Here is a 26,832-nt window from a genome sequence, read left to right on the forward strand (position 1 = left end):
AGAGGTTAGATCAGCTTGCCGATCGCCACGGCGGTATCCGCCATGCGGTTCGAGAAGCCCCATTCATTGTCGTACCAGGACATCACCCGCACCAGCGTGCCGTTCTGCACCTTGGTCTGGTCGAGGTGGAAGGTCGAGGAGTGCGGATCGTGGTTGAAGTCGATCGACACATTCGGCGCGTCAGTGACGCCGAGGATGCCCTTCAGCTCCTGGGCGGCGGCGCGCTTGATCGCCTCGTTGATCTCTTCCTTGGTGGTGGCCTTCTTGGCGATGATCTTGAGGTCGATCACCGAGACGTTCGGGGTCGGCACGCGGATCGCGACGCCGTCGAGCTTGCCCTTCAGTTCCGGCAGCACCAGGCCGATCGCCTTGGCGGCGCCGGTCGAGGTCGGGATCATCGACATCGCCGCGGCACGACCGCGATACAGATCCTTGTGCAGGGTATCGAGGGTCGGCTGGTCGCCGGTGTAGGAGTGAATGGTGGTCATGAAGCCGGTTTCGATGCCGACGGTGTCGTTCAGCACCTTGGCGACCGGCGCCAGACAGTTGGTGGTGCAGGAACCGTTCGAGACCACCAGGTGGTCCTTGGTCAGCGAGGTGTGGTTGACGCCATAGACGATGGTGGCATCGGCGCCGTCCGCGGGCGCCGAAACCAGCACGCGCTTGGCACCAGCGGTCAGATGGGCCGCCGCCTTGTCACGGGCGGTGAAAATGCCGGTGCATTCCAATGCCACGTCGACGCCGAGCTCCTTCCAGGGCAGCGTCGAGGGGTCGCGCACGGCCGTCACCTTGATCTTGCCCTTGCCAAGGTCGATCGAGTCGCCGTCGACCGTCACGGTACCCGGAAACCGCCCATGAACCGAGTCAAAGCGCAGCAGGTGGGCGTTGGTCTCGACCGGGCCGAGATCGTTGATCGCCACCACCTCAATGTCGTTGCGGCCGGCCTCATAGATGGCACGCAGCACATTGCGGCCAATGCGGCCAAATCCGTTGATCGCAACCCGAACTGCCATTCACTTTCTCCTCAAGCGCTCACGTCAAGTTAATGGAAGGTGTAAGATTGGGCAGTGTCTTGCCCTGAATGGCGGCACGATGCAATGCGTCATCGTGGAGAGGGTTACTTTCCTGAACCGCTCGGGCTGATCAGCCCGCGAGCTTGGCGCGCGCTGCGGCCGCTACCGCCTCCGCAGTGAGGCCAAAATGGCGGAAAAGGTGGCGCGCCGGGGCGCTCGCACCAAAACTGTGCATACCGACAAATCCGCCGTCCGGTCCGATCACGGCATCCCAGCCGAACCGCACCGCGGCTTCCACCGCGATTGTCACCGGCGCCGCGCCGATGATCGCCGCGCGGACGCTGGCCGGCTGCGCCAGCAGCAGATCGAGCGACGGCACCGACTCTACCCGGGTCGAAATGTCGCGCTCCGCCCGCAGCCGCTGCGCGGCGACCGCAATCATCAGCTCCGAGCCTGAGGCAAACAGCGTGACCTGCGCGGGTCACGCTGTTGCGATTAATTCGCAACCGTCGCGAGCGCAGCGATGGGAGGCGTCGGCGATCGGCGCCGCGCCGAGCGGCTCACCATGCGCCGCCGCCTTGGTTTCAGCCATCGCCGCCGCGATCACTTGCTGATGGCGGGCAGCGATCGCCAATCCATTCCAGCCATGGCCCCGGAACCGCGCCAGCTGATCACCAAAGTCGGTCAGCGCCAGCGGCGCTGGCGATGGTAATACCCTCATCGTCAATGGGCGCGATCATCGCGGGACTGGACGCCTTTCATCAGGTCGCCGTCGGCGCAGGCCACGCAGGAGTAGTGATCAACGATCGCGCCGCAAAATTCCGCGCCGAGCCATCGCTCCGCCTGCGCGCGAATCGCATTGGCCATGGTCGCGGACAGGTATTCGGCACCGCTGTTCCATCTCGCATCGGCTTCTGCTGATCGGCGCGGGTCGGGCGCGGGCTCCGCTTTGTCGTGTATAGTTGAGTCATGACGTTGCGCTTGCCTTCCGCGCCACATACGTTTGCAAGTCAAAGGCTTGCCCGGCGCAGCTGCCGGGCTGCGAGAGAAGGCCCGCGCCACCAATGACTGACCGTCGTCCCGGTTCCTTGGCTCTATCGATGTCCTCCGAGATCGAGGCCGCGACGCGGCGGCTGATGGCGGCGCTCGACGCGCTGGAAGGCGCGGCGGAACGGCGTAGCGAAGCCGATCGCGACGAGGACGAGCTGGCCTCGCGGATTCACGCGCTCGGCGTCGATCGCTCGCGGCTGGCCGATGAACTCGACACCTCGCTGGTACGCACCCGCAATCTGGAGCGCGCCAATCGCGAAATCGCCGCCAAGCTGGACGCCGCGATCGGCAGTCTGCGCACCGTGCTGAAGCCGGAGGACGAACGCGCATGAGCGGAGCCAACAGCCACGTCAATGTCACCATCAACGGCCGTCAGTACCGGATGGCCTGCGAAGAGGGGCAGGAAACCCGGCTGATTCAGCTCGCCGACGATCTTGCCGCGCGCATTGCAAGGCTGCGCGATCGGTTCGGCGAGATCGGCGATGCCCGGCTGGTGGTGATGGCGGCGCTCACCGTCTCGGACGAATTGTTCGACGCCCGCGACCGGATCGAGGCACTGCAACATGAGCGCGCCGCGCTGATCGAAGGCGGCGCCGCCGCCAAGGTGGTGGAAAGCGCAGTGGTCGCCGCACTCAATTCGGCTGCCGAACGGATCGAAAAGACCACCCAGGTGCTGAACCGCACCATCGGCGGCGGCATCGCGATCGGCTGAGCAACGTCGCGGCAAGAACGGAGAGCGGGGCCATTGGACGCCTTGCGTCGGGACATTCAGTGATCTTGCAGGAAGGCTCCTCAAGAAGCCGCGGTCAACGCTGGAACATCAGGTCACTACTCCGATTGATGAAACGCGCCGCCTCGGCGATCGAATGCTTCGCTGCTTTGCGGCATGCGAAAGACTGGCGAAGCGCACGATGACCTTACGGCCAGCGCACAACGAAGGATCGAACATGCAGGTCAATCCCTATCTGCTCTACAACGGCAATTGCGAGGAAGCCTTCAACTATTACGTCCGCGCACTGGGCGGCAAAGTCGACATGATGGCGCGCTACCAGGGCAGCCCGGCCGCCGACCACGTGCCGCCGGAATGGGCCAGCAAGGTCATGCATGCGCAGCTCTCGATCGATGGCGAGGTGCTGATGGCCGCCGATGCCCCGCCCGGCACCGCCAAGCCGCCGGCTGGATTTGCGGTGTCGCTGCAGGTCGAGGACCCGGCGAAAGCCGATCGGGTGTTCGCCGCGCTCGCTGATGGCGGCGAGATCACCATGCCGATCGACAAGACGTTTTGGGCGCGCCGCTTTGGCATGTGCGTCGATCGGTTCGGCATCCCGTGGATGATCAATTGCGAGTGACGGCCCCGCTCTAATCACGCCCGCCCTGCCCGCTTGTTCCCCGGCCTGTTCCGCAGCGAGGAAGCCTTCGCAGGTTCCCGCGTTGTCGATCAGCGGAGGGCGGGGCGATGCCGTCGAGTTTTGTCAAAAACGCCGTGGTGCTCGGGCTGCTGTCGGCGATCGGCCCGTTCGCGATCGACATGTATCTGCCGGCGCTGCCCGCGATCGCCGGCGATCTGCACGCCTCGGCAGCCGCGACCCAGTGGTCGCTGACCGCCTATTTCCTCGCCTTCGGCGTCTGCCAGATCGTCTATGGCCCGGCCTCCGATGCGTGGGGCCGCAAGCCGCCGCTTTATTTCGGCCTCGCATTATTCGCGCTCGGCGCGCTCGGCTGCAGCCTTTCGCCCGATATCGGCTGGCTGATCGGCTGCCGGCTGCTGCAGGGCATCGGCGCCGCGGCGGTGACGGTGATCCCGCGCGCGGTGGTGCGCGACCTGCACACCGGCATCGCCGCGACCCGGCTGATGGGGCTGGTGATGCTAGTGTTCAGCGTGTCGCCGATCTTTGCGCCGCTTCTCGGCAGCGCGTTGATCGTGCCGCTCGGCTGGCGCGCGGTGTTCGTGGCGATGACGGTGGCGGCGCTGCTCGCCATGGTGCTGGTGGCGACGCTGCTGCCGGAAACCAGGCCGCCCGCGCAGCGGCTCAGCGGCGGGCTGCGCCGCGTCAAAGGCACATTTGCGCAAGTGCTGAGCGAGCGCCGCTTCTGGGCGCTGTCGCTGGTCGGCGGGCTCGGCATGGCCAGCTTCTTTGCGTTCCTGGCCAATTCCTCATTCGTGTACATCGAGCATTTTGGGCTGACGCCGCTGCACTACAGCCTGGCGTTCGCGCTCAATGCGATCGGCTTCATCGCCGGCTCGCAATGCTCGGCGCCGCTTGGCGCGCGGCTCGGCATCCCGCGCGTCATGCGGCTCGGCATGGCGCTTTACGCCAGCCTGGCACTGACACTGCTGGCGCTGACCTTGGCCGGGCTCGATGACCTGATGGCGCTGATGGCGATGCTGTTTGCGATCTTCGCCTGCCTCGGGCTGACGCTGCCGCCGATCATGGTGATGCTGCTCGACGAGCACGGCCCGATCGCCGGCAGCGTGTCGGCGCTGAGCGGCACGGTGCAGATGATGGTCGGCGGCGCGGTGATCGGCGTGCTCAGCCAGTTCGTGGATGGCAGCGCGTTGCCGATGGTGAGTGCGATCGCGCTGTGCGCGCTCGGCGCTGCGACCATTGCCTTGATCGCGCTGCCGCGCCGCGCGCCGGCGCCGCTGCCGGCCGAATAGCAAAACGCGCCGCTCGGGGGCTGAGCGGCGCGTTGATGTTTGCAGAAAGACGAGAGTGTAATACCGACGGCGATTGATACTAACTACTCCGCACGTCATGGCCGGGCTCGTCCCGGCCATGACGTCTTTGATCTTTCGGCGTCTTCAAGACGTGGATGCCCGCGACAAGCGCGGGCATGACGGTCATTGGTATGACCCGATGGTATAGCCCTGGCGCGTTACATCGCGCGGGCGGTGCGCTGCGCTTCGGCGACGTTGGTGACGAAGGTCGAGCCCGGCTTGGCATAGAGGAAGCCGTTGGCAACCGGCACCGAATAAAGGCCGGTCAGCGCCGCGGAGGCTTCCGCCGGAGTCTTCTTGCCGTCGATCACGTCGCGATACAGCTTGGCCACCGCGACCATGTCGCATTGCTGCGGCGACAACCGCAGCGAACGCACGCCGGCCTTGGCGAGCTCGCCAATCTCGTTGATCACGCTGGTGCAGGCATAGGACAGCGTCTGCACGCCGTTCATCGCCAGGAACGGCTCGTTGTCGAGCGTCATCACCGCCAGCCCGTCCGGGTCCTGCTCGCACACGAACTTGCAATTGTCCTTGCTGAGCTTGTTGAGCCGGGCGTGATAGCAGCGCGCGGAGATCGCCAGCGGCGCACGGCCGAAGCCGAACACCTCGATGGTGACATCCGGCAGCGCGCCGGCGATCGCGCGGATCGCGGTCATCGGCAGCTCCGGCGGCAGGCAGATGCGCTTGGCGCCGTGCGAGGCGAAATAGGTCGCGGTCGCTTCGTTATAGATGTTCACGAACGGACCAATCGCATGCGGCCGGTCGCCGATCATGCCGAGGCACGACAGATCGTTCACTTCCATCATGAAGCTGTTGTCGGCGGCCAGTTCCGCCATCGCATTGCGCTCGCGCGCCAGCGACATCAGCATCAGGGAGCCGAGCACCACCTCTTTGCCGGCAGCGGCGAGCCGCTCGATCACCGCCGGCATGTGGTCGGCGAGGAAGGGGGCGCGCTTGGAGCACACCACCTCGCCCACCACGACGCTGTCGATCGGCGCTTCATCGGCGATCCGGAAATAGAAATCGCGCCATTCCTCGGGCTTCCAGTTGTACAGCACTGGTCCAAGAGTGAGCTTCATACGCCGCCCCGTTGTCTGTTGCGATCAGATGCCGATCGGATGATCGCCGGCATCAACGCCAGGTTTTCTTGTAGGCGCCCGTCGTGGTCGACTGGCCCTCGCTCAGACCGCGCAATTCGTCGGTCGGGATCGGCTGGCCCGCGTCGAGCGCGCGCAGCGCCTGGCGGAAGGTGCGCACCACGCGCTCGATATAGGCGCGGCCACGCTGCCGGCCTTCGATCTTCAGCGCGCAAACGCCGGCATTCTTCAGCTCGGGCAGCATGGTGGTGGCGTCGAGGCTGGTCGGGTCCTCGAACAGATAGCCGCAGCCTTCCGAGGTCTGGTAGCGGCCCTTGCACAGCGTCGGATAGGCGGCGGCCTCACCGGCGGCAAACTTGTTGATGGTGAATTCGCCGAGCCGCGACACCAGCATGCCGTTCTCTTCGCGATACTGGATGTGGCTCGCCGGCGAGCACACGCCGTCCATGTTCGGCGACTTGCCGGTGGCATAGGACGACAGCGAGCAGCGCCCTTCTTCCATCACGCACAGACCGCCGAAAATGAACACTTCGGTCTCGCAGTTCACTTCCTTGCCGATCGCAGCGATCTCAGGAACGCTGAGCACGCGCGGCAGCACCACGCGCTTGGCATTGAAGCGATCGACATAAAAGCGAATCGCGTCCGGATTGGCGGCGGCGGCCTGCACCGAGATGTGCAGACGCTGCTGCGGATGGGTGCGCGCCACGTAATCCATCACGCCGACGTCGGCGACGATCACGGCATCGGCGCCGGCATCGACGGCGTCGTCCACCGCGCTATGCCACAGACCGACCGATCCGGCGCGCGCAAAAGTGTTGATTGCAACCAGCACCTTAACGCCCGCCTGATGGGCGTGCGCGATCGATTCCGCCATTTCCGAGCGGCTGAAATTCAGCCCCGGGAAGTTGCGGGCGTTGGTTTCATCGGCAAAGCCGCAATAAACCGCATCGGCGCCGGCCGCGACCGCGTCGCGCAGAGCCGACGGGGTTCCCGCCGGACAGATCAATTCCATGAATTATCCTCCACGTCCGACACCCATCTCCTCACGGGCAGATGGGGAGCCGACGATGCTGCGCAGGATCCGCTCAATCGGAGCTGCTAGCGGTCCGAGCCAGAGCACGGATTCTGAAAGGAAATCAACACGGGAGTCGTCGATCGCGTTACGCAACGCGACCACCGCCTCCATGTCGCCGTCGACATGGATATCGCGCGAGAAGAACAGCGCGTCGCCGTCATAGGAGCCGTCGGTCATGCCGATCAGCGCCGACAGCGGCCCGGCGATGCGGGCATCAAGATTCGACGGCAACGAGCGCACCACAGTGATGCGGGGATTCATGCGCCGCGGCTCCAGCACGAATGCGATCGGCAGATCGGTCGGCTCAAGGCCGTACCGCTTGCCGGTGTTGGAACCGAGACGATCGAAAATGCGAGGATGCCGCGAACGAATTTCGCCGAGGCAAATGTTCAGTAACACCTGCAACGGCAACAACGGCAATACACGCGCAGCCAGCGCAAGCGGCACTGGCATCCTAGTGACGGAAGAATTGGATACCGACATGGGCCACCCTTTAGGGGCGTCGATACCATTCCGGGCGTAGAGTTCTTTGCGCGGGATCAAAGACAGTGACGGATACCCATGATGACCAAATACCCTGTTACGGAGAAACAATGCTGAACCGCGTCAAACCGCCGTTTCCGGACCTGCGCGCGTTCATGGGGTACCTGGAATCCCGCGGCCAGCTCGTGCGAATCCGCCGTCCGGTCTCCGTGGTGCATGAGATCACAGAAATCCACCGCCGGGTGCTGGCCGAGCGCGGCCCTGCGCTGCTGTTCGAGCAGCCGATCAAGGCTGATGGCCAGCTGTCGGCGATGCCGATTCTGGTCAATCTGTTCGGCACGGTCGAGCGGATCGCCTGGGGCTTTGGCATCGCGCCCGAGCAATTGCGCAGCCTTGGCGAGACGCTCGCCGAATTGCGCGCGCCCACCCCGCCGCAATCATTCGCCGACGCCCTCAGCAAATTGCCGCTGGCGCGCGCCGCGCTGTCGATGCGGCCCAAGGCCGCCAAGGGCGCGCCGGTGCATGGCGTGGTCCTGCAGGGCGACGACATCGATCTGGGGCAATTGCCGGTGCAGGTGCCGTGGTCGGGCGAGCCGGCGCCGCTGATCACCTGGCCCTTGGTGTTCACCCGGCCGCCGGAAGATGGCGCCGACAATGTCGGGGTCTATCGCATCCAGGTGCTGGGCCGCGACCGCGTGATCATGCGCTGGCTGGCGCATCGCGGCGGCGCCAAGCATTTCCATCAATGGCAGAAGCAGGGCCGCGACATGCCGGTCGCGATCGCGATCGGCGCCGATCCGGCGATGATTCTGTCGGCGGTGCTGCCGCTGCCGGAAGACCTGTCCGAAATCAAATTCTCCGGGCTGTTGCGCGGCGAACGGCCCCTGATGACCCAATGCGTCAGCGTGCCGTTGCAGGTGCCGGCCGACGCCGAGATCGTGATCGAGGGCATGGTGTCGGCCACCGAGACCGCCGCCGAAGGGCCCTATGGCGACCACACCGGCTATTACAACTCGGTCGAGCAATTCCCGGTGATGAAGGTCACCGCGATCACAATGCGCAAGGACCCGGTCTATCTGTCGACCTATACCGGGCGGCCGCCGGATGAACCCTCGCGGCTCGGCGAAGCGCTCAACGAGGTCTTCTTGCCGGTGGCGCAGAAGCAGTTTCCGGAGATCGTCGATCTGTGGCTGCCGCCGGAGGCGTGCTCGTACCGGATCGCGATCGCCGCGATCAAGAAGCGCTATCCCGGCCAGGCGCGCCGCTTGATGATGGGGCTGTGGTCGATGCTGCCGCAGTTCAGCTACACCAAGCTTTTGATCATCGTCGACGAGGACATCAATGTCCGCGACTGGGCCGACGTGATGTGGGCGGTCTCGACCCGCTGCGACACCTCGCGCGACATGGTGTCGATCAGCGATACACCGATCGATTATCTCGATTTCGCCTCGCCGAAATCGGGGCTGGGCGGCAAGCTCGGCATCGACGCCACCAACAAGATCGGCACTGAAACCTCGCGCGAATGGGGCGAGGTGCTGAAGATGGATGAGGCGGTGGTGAAGCGGGTCGATGCGATGTGGTCATCGCTCGGCCTGACCATGCCGGCGCCGGCACGAAAGGCCAGACCGTGAATACCCCCCGCGTTATCGTCGGTATCAGCGGCGCCTCGGGGGCCGCGGTCGGTATCCGTATTGTCGAACTGCTCGCGGCGCGTGATGCCTGCGAGATTCATCTGGTCGCCACCCGCGCCGCCGAACGCACCATCCGCCACGAGGTCGGCGACGGCGCGCTGGCGCGGGCCGCGGCGCTGTCGCATCGCTATCATCACATTGACGACGTCGGCGCCTGCATCGCCTCGGGCTCGTTCCGCGCGCTCGGCATGATCATCGCGCCGTGCTCGATCCGCTCGCTGTCGGCGATCGCCAGCGGCAATCTCGACACGCTGCTGACCCGCGCCGCCGACGTGCAGCTCAAGGAGCGGCGCAAGCTGGTGTTGATGCTGCGCGAGAGCCCGCTGCATCTCGGCCATATCCGCTCGATGGCGCAGGTCACCGAATATGGCGGCATCGTCGCGCCGCTGGCGCCGGCGTTCTATCTGCGCCCGCAATCGCTATCGGAAATGATCGAGCACATGGCGATGCGCGCGATCGGCCTTTTGGGCGCTGACGATCTCAGCGTGCCGCCGCCGGAATGGAGCGACGACACGCCGCCGACCTGCCCGCGGCCGTGAGCTGATTGGCGCGAGCAACGGGGCTGCTTCTCGGCGCGCCGCATCGGCCTCTCCCTTTGTCATTCCGGGATGCGACGCGCAGCGGCGCAGACCCGGAATCTCTCTTCAGTGGCAGCGAGTTTCCGGGTTCGCCCGCAGCGGCGCTGCGTGCGCCCCGGAATGACTCGTTGATAGGACTGACCTGGTGACGACAAATGTCACTGGCGATTGCAACGAGCCTCTCAGCACGTCATGGCCGGGCTTCGTCCCGGCCATCTACGTCTTGGCTTCCGCACAGCTGCCACGACGACAATGCCCGCGGCGAGCGCGGGCATGACGTCGATGGCTGGAATGGCTGAGCTAACGATAGCGTTTTCGAGCGAAGTGGAGCCCGGTTCGCGTCAAGAAAACGCGTCAGAACATCAGGTTAGAGCTTCGGTTCTGATTCCATCAGAACCGAAAAAGCTCTAACCCGTGCCGCCGATGGTGATGCGCTCCATCAGCAGCGTCGGCTGGCCGACGCCGACCGGCACGCCCTGGCCGTTCTTGCCGCAGGTGCCGACCCCGGAATCGAGCTGCAGATCGTTGCCGACCATCGAGATGCGATGCAGATCGGTCGGGCCGTTGCCGATCAGCATCGCGCCCTTGAGCGGCGCGCCGATCTTGCCATTCTCGATCCGATAGGCCTCGGTGCACTGGAACACGTATTTGCCGGAGGTGATGTCGACCTGACCGCCGCCGAAATTGGCGGCATAGATGCCGTTCTTGACCGCGGCGATGATTTCCGCCGGGTCGCGATTGCCGGCCGGCATGTAGGTGTTGGTCATGCGCGGCATCGGCAGATGCGCGTAGCTTTCGCGGCGGCCATTGCCGGTCGGCGCCATATTCATCAGCCGGGCGTTCTGCCGGTCCTGCATATAGCCGACCAGAATGCCGTCCTCGATCAGCACGGTGCGGCTGGTCGGCGTGCCCTCGTCATCGATCGACAGCGAGCCGCGCCGCGCCGCGATGGCGCCGTCATCGACCACGGTGACGCCCTTGGCCGCCACCTGCTGGCCGAGCAGACCGGCAAAGGCCGAGGTCTGCTTGCGGTTGAAATCGCCCTCAAGGCCATGGCCGACCGCTTCATGCAGCATCACGCCCGGCCAGCCCGGGCCGAGCACCACGTCCATCTCGCCGGCCGGCGCCGGCACCGCTTCCAGATTGATCAGCGCCTCGCGGATCGCGCCATCGGCGGCTTCACGCCAAGCCTTGGTCTCGATGAAGCGGGCATAGCCCTCGCGGCCGCCATAACCCTTGCTGCCGCTTTCCTGCCGGTCGCCCTGCCCGGCCACCACCGAGACGTTGACCCGCACCAAGGGGCGCACGTCGCGATAGCTCTCGCCATCGGGGCGCATGATCTCCACCACCTGCCAGGAGGCGCCGAGCGACACCGACACCTGCCGCACCCGCGGGTCCTTGGCGCGCACATAGGCGTCGATCTCGGCGAGCAGCTTGACCTTGGCCTCAAAGCCCGGCGCCTCGAGCGGATTGTCCTCGCCATAGAGCCGGACATTGCTGCGCGCCGGCGCCGCGGCAAAATGGCCGCTATAGCCGCCGCGCACCGCCGCCACCGTGTCGGCGGCGCGGCTCAAGGCTGGCAGCGACAATTCGGAGGCGTGGGCATAGCCGACCGCGTCGTCCTTGACCGCGCGCAGCCCAAAACCCTGCGCGGTGTCGTAGGTCGCCTGCTTGAGCCGGCCATTGTCGAAATTCAGCGCCTCGGTCTGGCGATATTCCAAAAACAGCTCGCCATCATCGGCCCCGGACAGCCCCCGCGCGATTTCAGAACGCACCGCATCGCGGTCGAGTTGGGCGCGGTCGAGCAGGGAGGCGGAGGGTGAGGTCATGAGCGCTGTTCCATTGTGATTTGGCCCCCAAGATAGGCACTCTGCCAACGTTCTGCGAGGGGGTGTCAGGAACCCGCACGCAGCCGACCGTGGGCCCGGGTTTGCCCCGGGCATTGACGCGATCATGCGCGGCCGTGCGTGTTGCCGTGAAGGGCTGGGGCACAGCTTGGCGATGTCGGCATCGATTGGAAGGGCGATCAGTCAGGAGCCCTGCCGCCGAGCAGGACCGCGACTTGCGCGTGCTACGGCAGCTTGTCGTAGCCTTCGCCGAGCCCGTTCAGGCTGAGCGGAAAGCCGATGCCTTCTTCGGGGGTCTCGAAGATGATGAAGGTCGCGGTCTTGGCGCCGCGCAGCTGGCCGAGCAGCTTGTCGTCCATCACCACCTCGGCGACGCAGCCATTGGGCAGGCAGCGCACGAAGCCGGCGCGGCCGACATCGGCGTTGTCGAGTTTGAGCCCAAGCCCGGATGGCAGCAGCACGCCGAGCGGCGCCACCACGCGCATCAGCTTGCTCTTCTGATCGGCGGTTTTCAGGATGATGACGGTCAGGCCGGCGTTGGAGCGATCCTCGGCCACCACGCTCTGGATCAGCGCGCATTGCTCGGCTTGCGCGCCGGGCGGCGTGTCGCAGCGGATCTGCCAATCGCCATGCACCGAGCGCACCGCGCCCTGGGCATGGGCAGCGCCCGCAGCCCCAACAAACATGGCAAGGACGGCCGCGAACGCGGCGAGGTGGCGGCGCCGCGGCTGGGCGGCGGTATGCGAATGATTCGAAAGGCCCATCAGGCTCGATCTCATGGGACGGCGATCCGGTCAATGGACTGCTACGGCAACGACGGCGCCGTGACGGCAAGCCGGCGGATGGCCCGCCGCGCCAGCGCGCCGGCACAACGGTTGCCATGAGGCGTAACGCCAGCACCAGTTCTGTCAAGCGCGGCGCATCGATCGCTGTTGGAACCATTCGCGCGCCGCGACATTTGTTCCAGGACCAATTTGTTCCAAGCCCGATTGCATGGCGGACCATCAGCCAATGACCGCCGTCTCACATTGCGACTGGGTCCGAATTATGATTTGAAATTGCGATTGCAACGCAAAGTCGATCAAAACTGACGCGATACGTTGCCAAGACCACTTGAAACAAGACCCGTAGCAAACGGGCTGAACAACAAAAGGGAGGCGGCGGCATGATGATCTCGCTGCGCCGGAACAAGCGCCTATCGATTGGCCGGATCATCGCTGTTGCGATCGCGGCGATCGCACTCGGCAGCAGCGCTGCCGAAGCCGGGCTCGGCCAGCCCTCGCCCTGGGAAATCAAGCTGCAGGAATCCGCCACGCCGGTGATGGACAACGTCACTTGGTTCCACAATTTCCTGCTGTGGCTGATCACCGGCATCACGCTGTTCGTGCTGGCGTTGCTGGTGGTGGTGGTGATGCGTTTCAACGCCAAAAATCATCCAGTGCCCTCGCGCACCACCCACAACACCCTGGTCGAAGTGGCCTGGACGCTGATCCCGGTGCTGATCCTGGTCGCGATCGCGGTGCCGTCGTTCCGGCTGTTGTTCCAGCAGCTCGACGTGCCGAAGGCCGATCTCACCATCAAGGTCACCGGCAATCAGTGGAACTGGAACTTCTCCTATCCGGACGACAACATCGACTTCACCTCGATCATGCTCACCGACGAGGAGCGCGCCAAAATCACCCCGACGCCGCCGCGGCTGCTGGCGGTCGATAACGAAGTGGTGGTGCCGGTGAACCGGGTGGTGCGGGTGCAGGTCACCTCCAATGACGTGATCCACTCATTCGCGGTGCCGTCATTCGGCATCAAGGTCGATGCCATTCCCGGACGGCTCAACGAGACTTGGTTCAAGGCCACCAAGGAAGGCCGCTATTACGGCCAGTGCTCGGAGCTGTGCGGCAAGGACCACGCATTCATGCCGGTGGTGGTGCGCGTGGTCTCCGAGGACGAATACGCCGCCTGGAAGAAGCAGGTCGCAGCGGCGCCGGGCAACAGCACGGTGGCCTCGACGGCAACCAGCACGCGCTGATCCGCGCGCGCCGGCCCCAGCGGCCGAACAGTGCAGCGATTGCAGAGCAGGACCTGGTCATGGTGATGGAAGCTGCAAGGGTCGCGCATAGCGAACCGATCGACACCCCCTCCGATCCCCATCCGACCGGCTGGCGGCGCTATCTCTATTCGACCAACCACAAGGACATCGGCACCATGTATCTGATCTTCGCGATCATCGCGGGGATCATCGGCGCCGCGATGTCGATCGCGATCCGGATCGAGCTGATGTATCCGGGCGTGCAGATCTTCGCCTCGGGCAGCAGCTACAACGTGTTCGTGACCTCGCACGGCCTGATCATGATCTTTTTCATGGTGATGCCGGCGATGATCGGCGGCTTCGGCAATTGGTTCGTGCCCTTGATGATTGGCGCGCCCGACATGGCGTTTCCGCGGCTCAACAACATCTCGTTCTGGTTGCTGCCGTTCGCCTTCGCGCTGCTGCTGATCTCGGCCTTTGTCGAAGGCGAATCCGGATCGACCGGGGTCGGCGCCGGCTGGACCATGTATCCGCCGCTCTCGACCTCAGGACATCCCGGACCCGCGGTCGATTTCGCGATCCTGTCGCTGCATCTAGCCGGTGCGTCCTCGATCCTCGGCGCCATCAATTTCATCACCACGATTTTCAACATGCGCGCGCCCGGCATGACGCTGCACAAGATGCCGCTATTCGTGTGGTCGATGCTGGTCACGGTGTTCCTGCTATTGCTGTCGCTGCCGGTGCTGGCCGGCGCGATCACCATGCTGCTCACCGACCGTAATTTCGGTACCACCTTCTTCGCGCCGGAAGGCGGCGGCGATCCGGTGCTGTTCCAGCATCTGTTCTGGTTCTTCGGCCACCCGGAAGTGTACATCCTGATCCTGCCGGGCTTTGGCATGGTCAGCCAGATCGTCGCGACCTTCTCCAAAAAGCCGGTGTTCGGCTATCTCGGCATGGCCTATGCGATGGTGGCGATCGGGGTGATCGGCTTCGTGGTGTGGGCCCATCACATGTACACGGTCGGCATGTCGAGCGCGACCCAGGCCTATTTCGTGGCCGCCACCATGGTGATCGCGGTGCCGACCGGCGTCAAAGTGTTCTCCTGGATCGCGACCATGTGGGGCGGCTCGATCGAGTTTCGCGCACCGATGCTGTGGGCGGTCGGCTTCATCTTCCTGTTCACGATCGGCGGCGTCACCGGCGTGGTGCTGGCCAATGCCGGCGTCGACCGCGTGCTGCACGACACCTATTACGTGGTGGCGCATTTCCACTACGTGCTGTCGCTCGGCGCGGTGTTCGCGATCTTCGCCGGCTGGTACTACTGGTTCCCGAAGATCACCGGCTACATGTATCACGAGGGCATCGCCAAGACCCATTTCTGGCTGACCTTCATCGGCGTCAATCTGGTGTTCTTCCCGCAGCACTTCCTCGGTCTGTCGGGCATGCCGCGCCGCTATGTCGATTATCCAGACGCCTTTGCCGGCTGGAATCTGGTGTCGTCGATCGGCTCCTACATCTCCGGTTTTGCGGTGCTGGTGTTTTTGGCCGGCATGGCGCTGGCGTTCATCCAAAAGAAAAAGGCCGGCGACAATCCATGGGGCGCCGGCGCCACCACGCTGGAATGGACGCTGTCGTCGCCGCCGCCGTTCCACCAGTTCGAGGTGCTGCCGCGCGTGCGCTGATTGCGCGCGATCTGAGCCGGCCCGCAGGCGATCGCGAGGCCGGCCACAAAAAATATCAGGGAGGGTCACGTGTCGCTGATCGAAAGCCGGGTGCTCGAACTGCCACCGCCGCGCATTTCCGAAGCGCTGCCGCGTGATTACATCGCACTGACCAAGCCGCGGGTGATGTCGCTGGTGCTGTTCACGGCCTTCGTCGGCCTGGTGCTGGCGCCCGGCGATTTTCATCCGGTGCTGGCGATCACCGCGCTGTTATGCATCGCGGCCGGTGCCGGCGCCGCCGGCGCGCTCAACATGTGGTACGAGGCCGATCTCGACGCCAAGATGACCCGCACCGCGGGCCGCCCCATTCCGCGCGGCCGCATCACCAGGCCCGAAGCGCTGACCTTTGGCATCACGCTGGCGTTGTTCTCGGTGATCACGCTCGGCATTCTGGTGAACTGGATCGCAGCCGGCCTGCTGGCATTCACGATCTTTTTTTACGTGGTGATCTACACGATCTGGCTGAAACGGCGCACCGCGCAGAACATCGTGATCGGCGGCACCGCCGGCGCTTTGCCGCCGGTGGTGGCGTGGAGCGCGGTCACCGGCTCGCTGGCGATCGAACCGCTGATCCTATTCGCCATCATCTTTTTCTGGACCCCGCCGCATTTCTGGGCGCTGGCACTGTTCCGACGCGGTGATTACGCCAGCGCCGGCGTGCCGATGCTGCCGGTGGTCGCAGGCTCTGACGCGGCACGGCTGCAAATCCTGCTGTACAGCGTCGTGCTGGTCGCGGTCGCGGTGGCGCCGTGGCCGCTCGGCTATTTCGGCGCCGCCTATGGCCTCTCGGCACTGGTGCTCGGCGCGGTGATGCTAGCGCTGGCGGCACAGGTTTATCGCCAGAGAACAGGCGCCGCTGCGCTGCGCGCCGCACGCCGTTTGTTCCGCTTCTCGATTGTCTATCTGTTCGCGCTGTTTGCCGCGTTGCTGCTCGGCGAGCTGGCGGCGCGGCTGCCAATCGCGCTGTAGCGTCATCAGGAGAGCTGCCATGACCGAACCTCCGACCGAACGCCTCACCGATGGCATCGTGCTCACGCCGGCGCAGCAGCAATCGCGGCGCGCGCGCTCGATCGCCATTGCCTTGGTGCTGGCCCTGCTGGCGCTGCTGTTCTTCGCGGTGACGCTGGTGAAGGGCCCGGCGGTGCTGGTGCGGCCAATTTAGACGCGCAAAGGAGCACGAGCCATGCACGCGCCATTGCCAAGCCCAGATCCGCCCCACCCGCAGCGCCGGCTCGGCCGCGACAGCGCGGTCGCGGCAGTGTGCGGGCTGGTGGTGGCGCTGATGGTCGGCGCCTCGTTCGCGGCCGTGCCGTTCTACAATTGGTTCTGCCGCGTCACCGGCTATAACGGCACCACCCAGGTCGCGCGCGAAGCACCGCGCACGGCTCCGCTGTCGCGTCACATCGCGGTGCGGTTCGATGCTAATGTCAACGGCCTGCCCTGGACGCTGCGGCCCGAGCACAATGAGATCGAACTGGCGATCGGCCAGGTGACCACGGTCTATTATCACGCCACCAACCGCAGCAATCAGTACAGCGCGGGGCTGGCGGCCTACAATGTCGCGCCGCTGACGGTCGGCAGCTATTTCCAGAAGATCAATTGCTTCTGCTTCACCGAGCAGACGCTGGGGCCGGGCGAGAGCCGCGCGATGCCGGTGGTGTTCTATATCGACCCGGCGATCGCCCGCGACCGCGACGCCGATACGCTCAACACCATCACGCTGTCCTACACGTTCTATCCGGTGCGCGGCGAAACCCGTCCGCAGGTCGCAGGCGACAGCAAGAAGGATCAAGGCGCGCTGTAGCGGCGCGTCGTTGAGAGAATGCCACGGCGGCGAAACGGCGCCGCTTAGGGAGGATGTCATGGCTGGCGTACACGGCAAGCACCACGACTATCATCTGGTCGCTCCGAGCCCGTGGCCGATCGTCGGCTCGTTCTCGGCTTTCGTGATGGCGATCGGCGCGATCGGCTGGATGCACCAGATGTTCCCGGGCGCCGGCTATGTGTTCGGCGCCGGCGCAGTCGGCGTGCTGTACACCATGGCGGCGTGGTGGAGCGACGTGGTCGACGAAGCCGAGCACCAGGGCGACCATACCCGCGTGGTGCAGCTCAGCCACCGCTACGGCATGATCCTGTTCATCGCCTCCGAGGTGATGTTCTTCGTCGCCTGGTTCTGGGCGTTCTTCAATGCCGCGCTGTTTCCCGCCGATCCGGTGCATGCCGCGCGCACTGCGCTGTTCGGCGGCGTCTGGCCGCCCAAGGGCATCGAGACTTTCGATCCCTGGCACCTGCCGCTGCTCAATACGCTGATCCTGCTGACCTCGGGCACCACCGTCACCTGGGCGCATCACGCGCTGCTGCATGGCGACCGCAGCGGCCTGAAATGGGGGCTGATCAGCACCATCGCGCTCGGCCTGGTGTTCACCTGCGTGCAGATCTACGAATACAGCCACGCGGCGTTTTCATTCGCCGGCAATGTCTATGGTGCCACCTTCTTCATGGCGACCGGGTTTCACGGCTTCCACGTGATGGTCGGCACGGTGTTTCTGGCAGTGTGCCTGGTGCGCGCCCAGGCCGGGCATTTTACGCCCAAACAGCATCTCGGCTTCGAGTTCGCCGCTTGGTACTGGCACTTTGTCGATGTGGTCTGGCTGTTCCTGTTCGTGTCGATCTATGTCTGGGGCAATGGCGGCGCGGCGATCGCCGGTGGCTCCTGACCAGGCCGTGACCGTGCACCAGCCCGCCTCAGCGCGCGGCATCGCTGGTCTGGCATTGATCGCGCTGGTGATGGTGGCGGTGCTGCTGGCGCTCGGCGCCTGGCAATTGCAGCGCCGCGTCGCCAAGCAGGCGCTGATCGCGGCGTTGACCGAACGGCTCGCCGCCGCGCCAATGCCGCTGCCGCCACCTTCTGACTGGGCCGATCTCAGCCCGGCGCGCGACGAATTCCGGCGCGTCACCTTCTCCGCTCGCTTCACTGACGCGCCCGACGCCATGATTTACAGCGCGGGCTCGGCGATCCGCGCCGACGTCACCTCGCCCGGCACCTTTGCGCTGTTGCCGGTGCGGCTGCGCGACGGCAGCGAGCTGGTGGTCAATGCCGGCTTCCTCGCCAACCCGGCGATCGACCGCGCCGTGCAGGACCGCGCGGTGCAGCGGCTGCGCGATGCCGGTGCCGTGCAGTTGGTCGGCTATCTGCGCTTCCCGGAGCGCAGCACGCTGTTGATCGCCGCCCCCGATCCCGCCAAGCGGCTATGGTTTGCGCGCGACCTCACTGCGATCGCCGCGGCGCTCGGCTGGGACAGCGCGGCGCCGTTCTATATCGACCTCGAAGCGCCGCAGCTGGCGAGCGACGCCCCCCGGCCCGGACCGCTGACCGTGCGGCTGCGCGATCAGCACCTGCAATACGCCATCACCTGGTTCGGGCTGGCGGCGGCGGTGAGCCTGGTCTTTGCGGCCTGGCTCTATGGGCAACTCCGTGATCGCCGCAGCATCAAGCGGCGCTCCGTTTCCTTGTGAAGCGTTCAGGGAGCGGCTATGGTGCCGCTAAATCCCCCCGCGGGAAGATAATTTTATCTTAATATCAAGGGCTTGCCGCAAAGCGCACGCCTTTGGAGGACGTGTTGCCGCACTATATTTCGACCAGGGGCGAGGCCCCCAAGCTCGGTTTCTGCGATGTCATGCTGACCGGCCTTGCCCGCGACGGCGGGCTCTATGTGCCGGAGACCTGGCCGCAGCTGTCAGCCGACACCATCGCATCGTTTTTCGGCCGTCCCTATTGGGAGGTGGCTGTCGAGGTGATCCGTCCGTTCGTGCACGGAGAGATCTCCGATGCCGAGCTCGGCGCCATGGCCAATGAGGCCTATGCCAGCTTCCGCCATCCGGCCGTGGTGCCGCTCAACCAGGTCAGCCCCAGCCAGTTCACGCTGGAACTGTTCCACGGCCCGACGCTGGCGTTCAAGGACGTGGCGATGCAGCTCTTGGCGCGGCTGATGGACCATGTGCTCGCCAAGCGCCAGCAGCGCATCACCATCGTGGTCGCCACCTCGGGCGACACCGGCGGCGCCGCGGTCGAAGCGTTTGCCGGGCGCGGCAATGTCGATCTCGTGGTGCTGTTCCCGGACGGCCGGATTTCCGACGTGCAGCGCCGCATGATGACCACCACCGCGGCCAGCAATGTGCACGCGCTGGCGCTGCAGGGCACGTTTGACGATTGCCAGGCGATCGTCAAAGGCATGTTCAATCACCACGCATTCCGCGACGAGGTGGCGCTGGCCGGCGTCAACTCGATCAACTGGGCGCGCATCATCGCCCAGGTGGTGTACTACTTCACCTCGGCGGTCGCGCTCGGCGCGCCGCAGCGCGAGGTCGATTTCACCGTGCCGACCGGCAATTTCGGCGACATCTTCGCCGGCTATGTCGCCAAGCGCATGGGGCTGCCGGTGCGCCGGCTGCGCATCGCCTCCAATGTCAACGACATCCTGGCGCGCACGCTCAGCACCGGCATCCATGAAGTGCGCGAAGTGCACGCCACCACCTCGCCGTCGATGGACATTCAGATCTCATCGAATTTCGAGCGGCTGTTGTTCGAAGCCTCTGGCCGCGACGCCTCGCTGGTGCGCGGGCTGATGGCCTCGCTCAAGCAGTCCGGCCGCTATGTGCTGCCCGATGCCGTGCTGGCCGCGATCCGCAGCGAATTCGATGCCGGCCGCGCCGATGAGGAAGAGACCGCCGCGGCGATCCGCACCGCCTGGCGCGAAGCCGGCGAGCTGGTCGATCCGCACACCGCGGTGGCGCTCGCGGTGTCTGATCACGAACTGGCCGAGCCGACCGTGCCCAATGTGGTGCTATCGACCGCGCATGCCGCCAAATTCCCGGATGCCGTTGAGGCCGCGTGCGGCGTCCGGCCCGGCTTGCCGTCATGGCTCGACGGCCTGATGACCAAGCCCGAGCAGATCAAGACCATGGCCTGTGATCAGGCAGCAATTGAAAGCTACGTGCTCGCCGTGAGCCGCGTGGTGAAACAAGGGGCCGCGCAATGAGCGTCGAAATCACCAAGCTTCCCACCGGCCTCACCGTCGTCACCGACCAGATGCCCCATCTGGAAACCGCGGCGCTCGGCGTGTGGGCCGGCGTTGGTGGCCGCGACGAGAAGCCGGACGAACACGGCATCTCGCATCTGCTCGAACATATGGCGTTCAAGGGCACCGCGACCCGCAGCTCGCGCGAGATCGTCGAAACGATCGAGGCGGTCGGCGGCGATCTCAACGCCGCGACCTCGACCGAGACCACCGCTTACTATGCCCGCGTGCTGAAGGCCGACGTGCCGCTGGCGCTCGACGTGCTGTCCGACATTCTCGCCCATCCTTCGTTTGAGCCGGAGGAGCTGGAGCGCGAAAAGAGCGTGATCGTCCAGGAAATCGGCGCGTCGCAGGACACGCCGGACGATGTGGTGTTCGATTATCTCAATGAGCTGTGCTACCCGGAGCAGCCGATGGGCCGCTCATTGCTCGGCACGCCGCAGACGCTGAAGGGTTTTACCCGCGACACGCTGCGCGGCTATCTCTCGACCCATTATCGCGGGCCGGACATGGTGGTAGCCGCGGCCGGCGCCGTCAACCACCAGCAGGTGGTCGAGGAAGTGAGCCAGCGCTTTGCCTCGTTCAACGGCGCCCCGGCGCCGAAGCCGCAGCCGGCGCTGTTTGGCGCTGGCGGCGTCAAGGTGGTGCATCGCGATCTCGAACAAGCCCATCTGACGCTGGCGCTGGAAGGGTTGCCGCAGCTCGATCCGTCGCTGTTTAGCCTGCAGGTGTTCACCAACACGATCGGCGGCGGCATGTCCTCGCGGCTGTTCCAGGAAGTGCGCGAGAAGCGCGGGCTGTGCTACTCGATCTACACTTTCCACGCGCCCTATAGCGATACCGGCTTTTTCGGGCTGTACACCGGCACCGATCCCGCCGACGCCCCGGAAATGATGGAGGTGATCGTCGATGTGATCGGCGAGGCGGTCGATACCCTGACCGAGGCCGAAATCGCACGCGCCAAGGCCCAGATGAAGGCCGGGCTATTGATGGCGCTGGAGAGCTGCAGCTCGCGCGTCGAGCAATTGGCGCGCCACGTGCTGGTCTATGGCCGGCCGATCCCGGTTCCGGAGCTGATCGCGCGTATCGATGCGGTCAGCGTCGAATCGGCCAGCAAGGCGGCGCGGGCCTTGCTGGCGCGCAGCCGGCCCGCCGTGGCGGCGCTCGGCAGCGGCCAGGGTCTGGACACCGCGGCCGCTTTTGCGGAAGGATTGACGCGCGCAAAGTCCCAGACCAGCTACCACTGATCCACTCGCAGCTCAGGTTCTGACGTTCGGCATCTGGAGGTTCGATCGTGGCGTTGTTTCGCATGCCGACCACCGGCCCGGCGACATTGACGCCGCGCGGCCACGGACTGCTGCTACGACCGCCGCAAATGGCCGATTTCCCGCAATGGGCGCAGCTACGCGACCAGAGCCGGGCGTTCCTGACCCCGTGGGAACCGATCTGGCCGTCTGACGATCTGACCCGCACCGGCTATCGGCGCCGGCTGCGGCGCTATGCCGAGGACATCGCCAGCGACCGCGCCTATCCGTTCCTGGTGTTTCGCGAGGCCGACGACCTGCTGGTTGGCGGCATCACCGTCGCCAATGTCCGGCGCGGCATCGTGCAGGCTGGCACCATCGGCTATTGGGTCGGCCAGCCCTATGCGCGGCAGGGTGTCATGACGGCGGCGCTGCACGTCTTGCTGCCGACGCTGTTTGGCGAGCTCAGCCTGCACCGGGTCGAGGCGGCCTGCATCCCCAGCAATGCCGCGTCGATCCGCGTCCTGGAAAAATGCGGCTTCAGCCGCGAAGGTCTGGCGCGCAAATACCTCTGCATCAACGGCGTCTGGCAGGATCATCTGCTGTTCGGGCTGTTGAACGAGGATTTCCGCGGCTGATTCCGGCTGTTGGCTGGCGGCCGACGCCTTTGGTTGGCCGCTTTGGCTTTGTTATAGTCCCGCCAGCCAACATTTGGTCGAAACACTTGGATGGGACACCGAGGATTTGAATGCTTGATGAGCGTCTGACTGTCGTTGCCCAGGCAACTCCCGGGCGGCGGGTTTTTGGGTTGCGCCCCGCGATCGCGTTGAGCCTTGCGGCCATGCTGCTGGCGACGCCGGCTTCCGCACAATCCATCACCGATCGATTCAAGAGCCTGTTTGGCGGCGACGACCCGGCGCCCGCGCCAAGCCAGGAAGGCGGCGCCACAGCGGCGCCGCCGCAGGACACCGACCTGACCTGCCCGGAAGTGACGGTGCGCTCCGGCGCCTCGACTTACGCCGTTGGCTTGCCGAATAAGCCGGCGGCCGGCAGCGACCTGCGCTACCAGGCCACGATCTCGCGCATGGCGCGTAGCTGCACGCTCAGCGACGGCCAGATCAAGGCCAAGATCGGCATTCAGGGCCGGGTGATCGCCGGACCGGCCGGCGCGCCGACCAGCGTCGACGTGCCGCTGCGTGTCGCGGTGGTGCATGAGGGCGTGCAGCCGAAAACGGTGTTCACCCAGGCCTATCGCACCAATGTGGCGATGACGCCCGACGGCAATGAGCCGTTTACGCTGGTGATCGAGGACGTGGTCTATCCAGTGCCGCCGGGCAACGCCAATGATTACTACGTGTTCTATATCGGCTTCGACCCGCTGGCGCTGAAGCCCGAGCCGCGCAAGGGCCGCTCGAAGTAACCACACATGACCGCGGATGATGGCTCAGGCCACGTCCGCGGCCATCGCCACTCGCAGCGATTTTGGAATCGGCCGGGCGCGGCCGCCGGCCACGAACGCCACCTTGACCTTGGCGTCCATCAACAGCTCATCGCCGCGCCGCACTTCCTGATGCATGGTGATCGAGGCGCCGCGTACCTCGATCGGCCGGGTGATGATGTCGAGCACGTCGTCCATCTTCGCCGATTTGAGAAAATCAAGCTGCATCGCGCGCACCACGAACGCAAAGCCCGGCGCTTCGCTTTCGGCTTCGGCAAACAGCGCGCCCTGCTCGGCGCCGAGCAGCCGCAGATAATTGGTGCGGCCGCGCTCCATGAACCGCAGATAATTGGCGTGATAGACGATGCCCGAAAAATCGGTGTCCTCGTAATAGACCCGGACCTGCATGTGATGCAGTCCGTCGCGAATGGCGCCGTCAAGAGAGTTCATGGGCTCATTACCTGCTGATCTTGGTCACATCGGCAGCGGCGGGCTGCGGTCACTCATCCTCATCGCCGCTGAACAGACCGAATTGCGCGGTGTCGCGCGTGGGCTCGGCAAGGCCGAGATGGCGGAAAGCGTGGGAGGTCAGCAGCCGCCCGCGCGGGGTGCGCTGCAGATAGCCGCACTGGATCAGGAACGGCTCGATGATGTCCTCGATGGCGTCGCGCGGCTCGGACAGCGCCGCCGCCATGGTCTCGACCCCCACCGGGCCGCCGCCATAATTGAGCGCGATCGCGCTCAGATAGCGCCGGTCCATGGCATCGAGCCCGGCGGCGTCGACCTCGAGCGCGCTGAGCGCGTGATCGGCGATCTTGCGGTCGATCGCGTCGGCATCGGCGGCAGAAGCAAAATCGCGCACCCGGCGCAGCAGCCGGCCGGCGATGCGCGGCGTACCGCGCGCGCGCCGTGCGATTTCATTGGCGCCATCGGGCGTGATGCCGACGCCGAGCACGCGCGCACCGCGGCTGACGATGCCTTCCAGCTCCTCGATGGTGTAGAAGTTCAGCCGCACCGGAATGCCGAACCGATCGCGCAGCGGGTTGGTCAGCAGCCCTGCGCGTGTGGTGGCACCGACCAGCGTGAATTTGGCCAGATCGATCTTCACCGAACGCGCCGCCGGCCCTTCGCCGATGATCAGATCGAGCTGAAAATCCTCCATCGCCGGATACAGCACCTCTTCGACCGCAGGACTGAGGCGATGAATCTCGTCGATGAACAGCACGTCGCGTTCTTCGAGATTGGTGAGTAGCGCGGCGAGATCGCCGGCCTTGGCGATCACCGGCCCCGAGGTCGCGCGAAAACCGACGCCAAGTTCGCGGGCCACGATCTGCGCCAGCGTGGTTTTGCCAAGGCCGGGCGGGCCGACGAACAGCACGTGATCGAGTGCCTCCTGGCGCTTGCGCGCGGCGTCGATGAAGATTTGCAGATTGGCGCGCGCCTGCTGCTGTCCGACGAAATCGGACAGCGATTGCGGCCGCAGCGCGGTGTCGCCGACGTCATCAACGCGGCGCTCCGGCGAAACGATGCGGGACGGCTCAGTCATGGCGCGAGGATAGCATGAGGGGTGCGGCTTCTGCCCTCTCCCCTTCCGGGAGAGGGTGCCCGCGCAAAGCGCAGGCGGGTGAGGGAGCAAGGCGCGCTGTTCTCCCCTCCCCCTTGCGGGGAGGGGGCGGGGGTGGGGGTGCTCCGAGGCAAGGCTCCCGTTGTGGACCCCCACCCCAACCCTCCCCGCAAGGGGGAGGGAGTTCGCGGGGCTTGGGGCGGCGTCAATCCGCTCGATCCGCTCACAACACCCGCTCCCGGCTGTATTTGTTGGGCAGCAGCTCGCTGATGGTCACCGCGACCACGCCCTCGGGGCCGGGCACCAGCACGCGGGCCTGACGATCATAATCCCAGATCAGCTCGCGGCAGGCGCCGCATGGCGACACCACCCGGATCTCGCGGTCCGTTTCATGCGGCTTCGGATGCCGGACTGCAACGATGGTGTCGATGCCGGCATCGCCCAGCTCAGTGATCACCTGGCCGAGCGCCACCGCTTCGGCACACACCGCCATCCGCCCGAGATAAGCGTCGAGATTGACCGCGACATAGCGCCGGCCGGTGCGGGTCAACAGCGCCGCGCCAACCTCCTGCCAGTCATTGCGATAGCGCCGCGCAATGGCGGCGCTCGCCTCGTCGATCAATACGCGATCGGCATCGGTCAGACTCACTTCGACAGCTCCTTTAGCCCGAGCTTGATCAGTTGCGCGGTGGCGGCGCCCTCGCCGGCCTGGCGCGCGGCGGCGGCGATCGCGGCGGCCGCCTGCGGCTGACCATAACCGAGATTGAGCAGCGCCGAGATCGCATCGGCGACCGGCTGCGGCGCGCTGCGCTCCTCGATCGCGCCGGATAGCTGCGCCACCGCCGGATCGATGCCGCCCATCGCCATCGCAGGCGCCTTGTCCTTCAGCTCGGAAACGATGCGCTCCGCCACTTTCGGCCCGACGCCGGGCGTGCGCGCCACCGCGGCCTTGTCGCGCAGCGCAATCGCGTTGGCGAGATCGGCGGGCGGCAGTGTCGACAGCACCGCCAGCGCCACTTTGGCGCCGACGCCTTGCACGGTCTGCAACAGCCGGAACCATTCGCGCTCGAGATCGCTGCGGAACCCGAACAGCTTGATCTGGTCCTCGCGCACATAGGTCTCGATCGACAACGTCGCAGCGCCGCCGGCCGACGGCAGCGCCTGCAAGGTGCGGCTGGCGCAGTGCACCTGATAGCCGACGCCCTGCACGTCGAGGATCACATAGTCCTCGCCGTAGGAATCGATGATGCCCTTCAGCTTGCCGATCATGCGCGCGTTCCGGAGATCAGAATTGTCGTCGCTACGCAGCGAGGCGTCGTTGCTCCCCTGCCCCTTGCTGGGAGCGGTCGGGGGTGGGGGGTCGCGAGCACGGTGCCCCTGTCACCCCCACCCGTCCGGCCTGCCAGCCGCGCCCGTTCTGCTCCCCTCCCCCTCGCGGGGAGGGGTCGGGGGTGGGGGGCCGCGAGCACGGCGCCTCTGTCACCCCCACCCGTCCGGCCTATCGGCCGCGCCCGTTCTGCTCCCCTCCCCCTCGCGGGGAGGGGTCGGGGGTGGGGGGCCGCGAGCACGGCGCCTCTGTCACCCCCACCCGTCCGGCCTGTCGGCCGGCCACCCTCCCCACAAGGGGGAGGGACAAGAGCTCTGCTCGCGCCGCTCATGCGCCCACCGCCTTGAGCCGCTCGCTGGCGCCGCGATGATGGGCGTGGGTGATGGCAATGGCGAGTGCGTCGGCGGCGTCCGCCGAGCGCGGATTGGCCTTCGGCAGCAGGATTTTCAGCATCATCTTGATTTGCGTCTTGTCGGCATGGCCGGCGCCGACCACGGTCTTCTTGACCTGGTTCGGCGCGTATTCGGCGACCGACAGCCCGGCCATCGCCGGCGCCAGCATCGCGACGCCGCGCGCTTGGCCGAGCTTGAGCGTCGCCGCGCCGTCTTTGTTGACAAAAGTCTGTTCCACCGCGGCTTCCGCGGGGATGAATTCGGCGAGCACCTTGGCGAGCCCGTGATGGATCGCGAGCAGCCGCTCCGCCAGCGGCAGGGTGTCGGGCGGCTCGACCGAGCCGCAGCCGACGAATGACAGCCGATTACCCTCACTGTCGATCACGCCCCAGCCGGTACGGCGGAGGCCCGGATCGATCCCGATAATGCGGACAGAATGACGAATCGGCGGCTGGCTCATGCCGCAAGATAACGCCATACAGACGTGAA

General features: G+C 65.7%; 30 protein-coding genes and 1 pseudogene. 17 read left to right on the forward strand and 14 right to left on the reverse strand.

The features are described 5' to 3' along the window. Positions 1–5 precede the first annotated feature (5 nt). The 4 genes and pseudogenes from gap to BJ122_RS19445 all read right to left on the reverse strand — a co-directional run bounded on the left by gap (position 6) and on the right by BJ122_RS19445 (position 1,880). On the reverse strand, positions 6–1,013 hold the full coding sequence (gene gap / locus BJ122_RS09245) for a type I glyceraldehyde-3-phosphate dehydrogenase (RefSeq protein ID WP_110780776.1): 1,008 nt from the start codon (positions 1,011–1,013) through the stop codon (positions 6–8). Between the two features lie 130 nt (positions 1,014–1,143). After that, positions 1,144–1,491: pseudogene (locus BJ122_RS09250) on the reverse strand (transketolase-like TK C-terminal-containing protein); the annotation flags it as partial. Positions 1,492–1,494: 3 nt separating this feature from the next. Beyond that, positions 1,495–1,734: a hypothetical protein gene (locus BJ122_RS19000; RefSeq protein WP_146227174.1), complete on the reverse strand. Its 240-nt coding sequence runs from the start codon at positions 1,732–1,734 to the stop codon at positions 1,495–1,497. A 2-nt stretch (positions 1,735–1,736) separates the two neighbouring features. Next, on the reverse strand, positions 1,737–1,880 hold the full coding sequence (locus BJ122_RS19445; RefSeq protein WP_210205445.1) for a hypothetical protein: 144 nt from the start codon (positions 1,878–1,880) through the stop codon (positions 1,737–1,739). Between the two features lie 197 nt (positions 1,881–2,077). On the opposite strand from BJ122_RS19445, the gene BJ122_RS09260 reads away from it, so the two are divergent. The 4 genes from BJ122_RS09260 to BJ122_RS09275 all read left to right on the forward strand — a co-directional run bounded on the left by BJ122_RS09260 (position 2,078) and on the right by BJ122_RS09275 (position 4,722). Continuing rightward, positions 2,078–2,395, forward strand: coding sequence for a DUF4164 domain-containing protein (locus tag BJ122_RS09260; protein ID WP_110780778.1), 318 nt, complete (start codon positions 2,078–2,080; stop codon positions 2,393–2,395). Beyond that, the gene (locus tag BJ122_RS09265) at positions 2,392–2,775 is read left to right on the forward strand and encodes a cell division protein ZapA (RefSeq protein WP_027279351.1); all 384 of its coding nucleotides are present in this window, start codon (positions 2,392–2,394) and stop codon (positions 2,773–2,775) included. Before BJ122_RS09260 ends, BJ122_RS09265 begins: the two co-directional genes overlap by 4 nt. A 235-nt stretch (positions 2,776–3,010) precedes the next feature. Next, complete coding sequence (locus tag BJ122_RS09270) at positions 3,011–3,412, forward strand: VOC family protein (RefSeq protein WP_027279349.1); 402 nt, start codon at positions 3,011–3,013, stop codon at positions 3,410–3,412. Positions 3,413–3,519: 107 nt separating this feature from the next. Then, on the forward strand, positions 3,520–4,722 hold the full coding sequence (locus tag BJ122_RS09275) for a multidrug effflux MFS transporter (protein ID WP_110780779.1): 1,203 nt from the start codon (positions 3,520–3,522) through the stop codon (positions 4,720–4,722). 218 nt (positions 4,723–4,940) lie between these two features. Here the strand turns inward: BJ122_RS09275 and BJ122_RS09280 are convergent, their stop codons facing one another. From BJ122_RS09280 to ubiT, 3 genes are read right to left on the reverse strand one after another with little or no spacing between them, the layout of a single operon-like run. Next, entirely contained in the window at positions 4,941–5,861 is a 921-nt protein-coding gene (locus BJ122_RS09280) for a U32 family peptidase (protein ID WP_110780780.1), read from the reverse strand. A 52-nt stretch (positions 5,862–5,913) separates the two neighbouring features. Next, positions 5,914–6,891, reverse strand: a complete 978-nt coding sequence (gene ubiU / locus BJ122_RS09285) for a ubiquinone anaerobic biosynthesis protein UbiU (RefSeq protein WP_110780781.1) — start codon at positions 6,889–6,891, stop codon at positions 5,914–5,916. A 3-nt stretch (positions 6,892–6,894) separates the two neighbouring features. After that, complete coding sequence (gene ubiT, locus BJ122_RS09290; RefSeq protein WP_027279345.1) at positions 6,895–7,437, reverse strand: ubiquinone anaerobic biosynthesis accessory factor UbiT; 543 nt, start codon at positions 7,435–7,437, stop codon at positions 6,895–6,897. 110 nt (positions 7,438–7,547) lie between these two features. Here ubiT and BJ122_RS09295 point away from each other — a divergent pair, with 110 nt between their 5' ends. Together BJ122_RS09295 and BJ122_RS09300 are read left to right on the forward strand one after the other, a co-directional pair. Beyond that, positions 7,548–9,068 (forward strand): UbiD family decarboxylase, encoded by a 1,521-nt coding sequence (locus BJ122_RS09295; RefSeq protein ID WP_110780782.1) that lies wholly within the window; start codon positions 7,548–7,550, stop codon positions 9,066–9,068. Beyond that, positions 9,065–9,667 (forward strand): UbiX family flavin prenyltransferase, encoded by a 603-nt coding sequence (locus tag BJ122_RS09300; protein WP_027279343.1) that lies wholly within the window; start codon positions 9,065–9,067, stop codon positions 9,665–9,667. Before BJ122_RS09295 ends, BJ122_RS09300 begins: the two co-directional genes overlap by 4 nt. A 446-nt stretch (positions 9,668–10,113) precedes the next feature. On the opposite strand, the gene tldD is transcribed toward BJ122_RS09300, so the two are convergent. Together tldD and BJ122_RS09310 are read right to left on the reverse strand one after the other, a co-directional pair. After that, positions 10,114–11,535 carry a metalloprotease TldD gene (gene tldD / locus BJ122_RS09305; RefSeq protein ID WP_110780783.1) on the reverse strand — a complete coding sequence of 474 codons (1,422 nt, stop codon included), beginning with the start codon at positions 11,533–11,535 and terminating at the stop codon, positions 10,114–10,116. 242 nt (positions 11,536–11,777) lie between these two features. Continuing rightward, complete coding sequence (locus BJ122_RS09310; protein ID WP_245407679.1) at positions 11,778–12,239, reverse strand: invasion associated locus B family protein; 462 nt, start codon at positions 12,237–12,239, stop codon at positions 11,778–11,780. A gap of 479 nt (positions 12,240–12,718) precedes the next feature. Here BJ122_RS09310 and coxB point away from each other — a divergent pair, with 479 nt between their 5' ends. From coxB to BJ122_RS09365, 11 genes are all read left to right on the forward strand, one after another. Next, entirely contained in the window at positions 12,719–13,579 is an 861-nt protein-coding gene (coxB, locus tag BJ122_RS09315) for a cytochrome c oxidase subunit II (protein ID WP_110780784.1), read from the forward strand. Positions 13,580–13,638: 59 nt separating this feature from the next. After that, a complete protein-coding gene (ctaD, locus tag BJ122_RS09320) occupies positions 13,639–15,261 on the forward strand; it encodes a cytochrome c oxidase subunit I (RefSeq protein WP_110780785.1) in 1,623 nt (540 codons plus the stop codon). A 69-nt stretch (positions 15,262–15,330) separates the two neighbouring features. Continuing rightward, on the forward strand, positions 15,331–16,269 hold the full coding sequence (locus tag BJ122_RS09325; protein ID WP_110780786.1) for a heme o synthase: 939 nt from the start codon (positions 15,331–15,333) through the stop codon (positions 16,267–16,269). 19 nt (positions 16,270–16,288) lie between these two features. Next, positions 16,289–16,462 carry a CoxF protein gene (locus tag BJ122_RS09330; protein WP_103011584.1) on the forward strand — a complete coding sequence of 58 codons (174 nt, stop codon included), beginning with the start codon at positions 16,289–16,291 and terminating at the stop codon, positions 16,460–16,462. Between the two features lie 21 nt (positions 16,463–16,483). Next, positions 16,484–17,104 carry a cytochrome c oxidase assembly protein gene (locus BJ122_RS09335; protein ID WP_110780787.1) on the forward strand — a complete coding sequence of 207 codons (621 nt, stop codon included), beginning with the start codon at positions 16,484–16,486 and terminating at the stop codon, positions 17,102–17,104. Between the two features lie 58 nt (positions 17,105–17,162). After that, positions 17,163–18,017, forward strand: a complete 855-nt coding sequence (locus BJ122_RS09340) for a cytochrome c oxidase subunit 3 (protein WP_110780788.1) — start codon at positions 17,163–17,165, stop codon at positions 18,015–18,017. Positions 18,018–18,030: 13 nt separating this feature from the next. Next, on the forward strand, positions 18,031–18,816 hold the full coding sequence (locus tag BJ122_RS09345; RefSeq protein ID WP_430694769.1) for an SURF1 family protein: 786 nt from the start codon (positions 18,031–18,033) through the stop codon (positions 18,814–18,816). A 104-nt stretch (positions 18,817–18,920) separates the two neighbouring features. Then, positions 18,921–20,339 (forward strand): threonine synthase, encoded by a 1,419-nt coding sequence (thrC, locus tag BJ122_RS09350; RefSeq protein ID WP_110780835.1) that lies wholly within the window; start codon positions 18,921–18,923, stop codon positions 20,337–20,339. Beyond that, entirely contained in the window at positions 20,336–21,625 is a 1,290-nt protein-coding gene (locus BJ122_RS09355; RefSeq protein WP_110780790.1) for a M16 family metallopeptidase, read from the forward strand. Before thrC ends, BJ122_RS09355 begins: the two co-directional genes overlap by 4 nt. Positions 21,626–21,672: 47 nt before the next feature. Further along, on the forward strand, positions 21,673–22,260 hold the full coding sequence (locus tag BJ122_RS09360) for a GNAT family N-acetyltransferase (protein ID WP_027279331.1): 588 nt from the start codon (positions 21,673–21,675) through the stop codon (positions 22,258–22,260). A gap of 110 nt (positions 22,261–22,370) precedes the next feature. Beyond that, a complete protein-coding gene (locus BJ122_RS09365) occupies positions 22,371–23,042 on the forward strand; it encodes a hypothetical protein (RefSeq protein WP_181418915.1) in 672 nt (223 codons plus the stop codon). Positions 23,043–23,066: 24 nt separating this feature from the next. On the opposite strand, the gene ybgC is transcribed toward BJ122_RS09365, so the two are convergent. The 5 genes from ybgC to ruvC form a co-directional block, all read right to left on the reverse strand. Next, entirely contained in the window at positions 23,067–23,510 is a 444-nt protein-coding gene (ybgC, locus tag BJ122_RS09370) for a tol-pal system-associated acyl-CoA thioesterase (protein WP_103011588.1), read from the reverse strand. Between the two features lie 49 nt (positions 23,511–23,559). Next, positions 23,560–24,606, reverse strand: coding sequence for a Holliday junction branch migration DNA helicase RuvB (gene ruvB / locus BJ122_RS09375; RefSeq protein ID WP_110780791.1), 1,047 nt, complete (start codon positions 24,604–24,606; stop codon positions 23,560–23,562). Between the two features lie 241 nt (positions 24,607–24,847). Next, entirely contained in the window at positions 24,848–25,273 is a 426-nt protein-coding gene (locus tag BJ122_RS09380; RefSeq protein ID WP_110780792.1) for a cytidine deaminase, read from the reverse strand. Further along, the gene (ruvA, locus tag BJ122_RS09385; RefSeq protein WP_110780793.1) at positions 25,270–25,893 is read right to left on the reverse strand and encodes a Holliday junction branch migration protein RuvA; all 624 of its coding nucleotides are present in this window, start codon (positions 25,891–25,893) and stop codon (positions 25,270–25,272) included. The genes BJ122_RS09380 and ruvA overlap by 4 nt, the downstream gene beginning before the upstream one ends. A 385-nt stretch (positions 25,894–26,278) precedes the next feature. Then, entirely contained in the window at positions 26,279–26,803 is a 525-nt protein-coding gene (gene ruvC / locus BJ122_RS09390) for a crossover junction endodeoxyribonuclease RuvC (RefSeq protein ID WP_027279325.1), read from the reverse strand. Positions 26,804–26,832: the final 29 nt, after the last annotated feature.

The sequence above is a fragment of the Rhodopseudomonas faecalis genome, from assembly GCF_003217325.1.
GTDB lineage: Bacteria > Pseudomonadota > Alphaproteobacteria > Rhizobiales > Xanthobacteraceae > Rhodopseudomonas > Rhodopseudomonas faecalis.